Source organism: Spirosoma litoris (genome assembly GCF_054776755.1).
The window spans coordinates 1-4326 of sequence record NZ_BAAHBI010000053.1; the positions used below are offsets into that span (position 1 = coordinate 1).

The 4326-nt window shown below is 37.6% G+C and carries 3 protein-coding genes; 2 read left to right on the forward strand and 1 reads right to left on the reverse strand.

Features of this window, described 5'->3' with window-relative positions; all coding sequences use genetic code 11:
* Nucleotides 1-754: 754 nt before the first annotated feature.
* Nucleotides 755-2383, forward strand: a complete 1629-nt coding sequence (locus tag ACYVGR_RS28500; protein WP_460963249.1) for a glycosyl hydrolase family 28-related protein — start codon at nt 755-757, stop codon at nt 2381-2383.
* Here ACYVGR_RS28500 and ACYVGR_RS28505 read toward each other — a convergent pair.
* On the reverse strand, nt 2361-3299 hold the full coding sequence (locus ACYVGR_RS28505; RefSeq protein ID WP_460963251.1) for a glycosyltransferase family 2 protein: 939 nt from the start codon (nt 3297-3299) through the stop codon (nt 2361-2363). The two genes, ACYVGR_RS28500 and ACYVGR_RS28505, sit on opposite strands and share 23 nt — an antisense overlap.
* Nucleotides 3300-4182: 883 nt before the next feature.
* On the opposite strand from ACYVGR_RS28505, the gene ACYVGR_RS28510 reads away from it, so the two are divergent.
* A partial coding sequence (locus tag ACYVGR_RS28510) for a transposase (protein WP_460963253.1) occupies nt 4183-4326 on the forward strand: 144 nt, incomplete at its 3' end.

Here is a 4326-nt window from a genome sequence, read left to right on the forward strand (position 1 = left end):
ATTGGTTCATGGTACACGAAGTTAAAAAAGTTTCGTGTCCGGATTTTTAGGACCATATCAGACGGCATTTATTCAGGCGCTTTAGGCTCTATAAAATAAGCTCGCCGACTGCTCTTTAGGTTTGGAAATTAATAAGAAACCAAGTTTTAGTAGTTTACCATTTTTCAAATTGAGCAGTCTATAAAACCAGGCCGGCACTATCTCCGTTTTAGGTCCATATTCTATTCCAATTGTCCTGATAGAGGCAGTATATAAGTCAAAAAGAGAAAATCAGAAATACCACCGCATGGGCAGCCCTGCTGAAAAGCCTGAAAGTAGTATCTTTAAACGTTCCTGACCAAATTCAAGTTGACATTGATAATGAGTTTATCTCCAAGGTATTTGTCAAGTGAACTTATGTGGCAAATCTAGCTTTTTCAAGACCGAGTAAGCCGATGATATTCCGTTCTGTAAGTCGTTCAAAGACTGTTTTGAGCTGATTATTGCTCTATAGTTTCTGTCACTGAAGTATGCTCGAGATAAGATCGAAGCTTAGCGAAATGGATATAAAACATTTTAGACCCACAGTTTACTGGACGGATTGGCACTAGATGAGAAGGGCAGTAAAAGAGAATAGATGAACGTTCAATCGTTAAGCGGTTGAATAATTGGAGGCACCTCACATCAGTAGGCTTTATACCTCTGAATAAATAACCAAAAGAATTATTCATCAATTGCATTATCTCAATTTTACGATAGACGTTAACTAATTACTATGATAAATGTTAAAGATGCACAATTTGGTGCTTTTGGCGATGGCGGTCATGACGATACAGCAGCAATACAAAAAGCAATAAATTTTGCTAAAACCCTTTCCTATCCAACAGGTGGCGGAACTTTTAGAGTTAATGTATTCTTTCCTGCAGGTTTTTATTACATTACCTCTCCAATAAATATAACGAACGCCGATGGCATTTGGCTAACAGGCGATGGTGGTCGATATTTGAACACGAATATTATTGGTGTTACAGGTGGGGTTATCTTCGACTTTAGTGGATCATCATTAGCTGGATGCGAAAATTTCACTTTCATATCAAATCCTGGAAATGGTTCGAGTCGCTCCACTATAGGAACTTTATTTGCTCTAACTTCTAATGGTGGCCTTAATTGTGGCATACGTAATTGCTACTTTCAAATGCAAGATTTTCCTACCGCTAACAGCGGTTTTGGTACAATTGGCATCTTATGTGTTCGAGCAGACGAATTTTTTGTACATGAATGTTTAGTACGAGCAAATACTCCGATTGTAATGAGTAATACGACTTCGCTTGTTGGAATAGGTGTTACCAATACCGTTTCAAGTGGCTTTCAGGCTCTTACTCAAGGAAACGGCTCCATGGGATTTATAGATATTCAGGCAACGTCTTTGCAGAACTATGAAAAGCGGCAACCAGCTTTAGTATTAAATGGGGTTAACACGCTAAACTTTCATGGATATTTAAGTCGACTTACAGCCAATAGCGGTTCTGTTGAAACAGCCATATTATGCAACCAGTATACGACTAACCTGCGTATACACGCTAATATTGAATCATTCTCGCAGATTTTAAAGGCAACTAATGGTGGGTTTGAAGGGAATGAATTCAACATCGTCTTAGCCAATGAGACCGCTCCTACGACTTCATTAATCGACGTAACAGGGTGTATAGTACGAGGACTCAAACTTCGTGTTTCTTTGCCCATTATTGCAGAGCGCCCTAATCGCTATGTCATTTACTATGCTCCGGATACTAATCCAAACCAACCTTCGTCTGGTTCAATTATTGATAGTGAAATTACCTGCTATGATATTATCTCTAACCAGTATATCATATCACCCAACCTGCTTAAACAGGCAACAAACGTATTATTTAACACTTCGCAACCTTTTGAGAAAAAGGGAGGCCGTCTTCGGCAATTATCAAACAATAAAGTAAGTGCAGGAACAATTGGGTCTATTGCAACAGCTACAATATTTAGTTTTTTACAAGCAGATAACACAGCTTCTACTAATGCCCGTGGTGGTTACTACCGTATTTGGGTTGATGGAACTCTTCAAGCTGGAAGTTACGGATCTGCCTATAGCGCAGTGCTTTCTTTTCAAGCCCAAATAATCATTAATCAAAATTATATTGGCACAATGGATCTGCCTTCCTCGACAGTAATTATCTTAGATAAGAGCGCAACAAATCCAACATTTATTGACATTACTGGCCTGGTGGTTAATGTCGCTTTTTTGAACCGGATTGGAACCGTTACTATTACTCCAAAAGCCTCAGGAAGTTCAACATCAGAGGCCATTGTTTATAATGGCGTTGCGGAAATTCAAAGCGATTTCCTCATTAATGATCCAATTCCGTTGTAGAAGACGGGAGTTTATGCCAGAATCCAGGGTGCATACTTATTCGACGTTTTATAGAATTGGGAAATAAATTTTGCTTCCGTCCCATTTTGTAGCCTATGTATTTTGCTACCATTCGTACCAACTGAGCTGGGATGAGCCTTTTATAGCCATTTTGGCTTAAATAGCGCCATTCTTGCAAAACATATTTGAATCCTTCTGACTCTGCTTTTGAAAATTCGCTTAATACCGCGCTTTGTTCTTCATGAAACACCCCAATGTCAAAATATCGCTTAAACTCTTCAAGCAGCGAATAATCATGGGAATGAAACACTTGAGCCTCAGCACAATAAGCCACAGCTTTACCCTGAAGAATAAATCGGGCAGCTACAGATACGTCTTCACCCAAAATCGTTTCAGACGGGAATCCGCCAACAGATTCTAAATTAGCCTTGCGGTATGCAGCAAATGAGTTGGAACAGGAGCACGTCTTAATTCCCATTGTTGGAATTAAGTCTTTCGTTTTGATAACACTATAATCAGGATAATTTATTAAACGGGCGAATCGGCCAAAAACACCTGTCTCAGGATAAGGTAATTGCCGTCCATAGGCTAAAGCAATATCTTCCCGAGAGCAAAGCATTACCATTAACTTCTCCAAAGTGTCGGGTGACGCTGGTAGCGCATCTTGCGTCATAAAGACTACTATATCAGATTTCGCCAGTTTGAGTCCTAGATTTCTAGTAGTACCATGATTAAACGATGCTTTATCTATAGACAGTAATAATATGTCTTCAGAAGTTATTAGATCTAACGTATTGTCTGTTGACCCTGAATCAATTATGATCAGTTCATGCGGTACTGTTTGTTCCTGAAGTCTTTTTAATAAAAGAGGAAGAAAAGGGGCAGCATTATAAGTAGGAATGACAACTGACAACATTTATAATCATGTTAAAATGATAAGGCGGTTTACTCAAGATGTGCTCCAATGAACGCTAATTAATTGTCAATTTAGTGTAAGAGCTCGTCTCTATATAGCTGACCATTGACTTATTTCCCAAATTCCATCAACGTAACATCATCTATATTATTGCTCAAAGTTAATCACTAGTAGATTTCTATTATAACATTTTATCTTGTATATGTTAACTTGCCGCATTGGCACTACTATACCAGGATATTACAGCTCTTAATCCTAGAAATATATATGAAAAATAACTCTAGAATAAAAAGCCATAATGTTAATTCTGAGGAGATTACACATCTTTTTATTGAATTTAAACTTATATGCTCTTTAACTCTTTACATTTTATTGCATTTTTTCTAATTATTACAACTACATACTATTTACTTCCACACCGATATAGATGGGTTTTACTATTAGTTGGCAGTTGTTATTTTTACATGGCATTTGTACCCATCTATATTCTAATTTTAGGGTTTACTATCATTATCGATTATTTTGCCGGTATATTAATTGAACAGTCAGTTGGCAAAAAACGTCACGGTTATCTACTTATAATTCTATTGGTCAATATTGGTACTCTAGACAAGGGTGATAAGAAACTTCAGGCACAACTAGTTGATCTAAATCCGCGTGCAAAAGAATATTTCTCTTTTTCATCAATCGATTACATATAGTTTTACACACAAAATGTACAGCGCTGTTTATCTAGCGCTTTCTATAAAGTTATTAATGCTGATCGATTAGATCCTATTTATAATCGATCAGCATTCTATATTCAAGTGTCCTGAACCCCTGAAGGTGAGCCAGTAAAAAGTAGAGTAAAAAAACTAAATTTCACTAGTAATTGGAAAGGGAAATGAAAGCAGGACGATTCTCCGAATCACAGATCGTAGCGATTCTTAAACAGCAAGACAGCGGCCAGACTATCGCTCAAATTACTCGCGAACACGGTATCAGCGAAGCTACCTTTTACAATTGGCGAGCTAAATATGGTGGTATG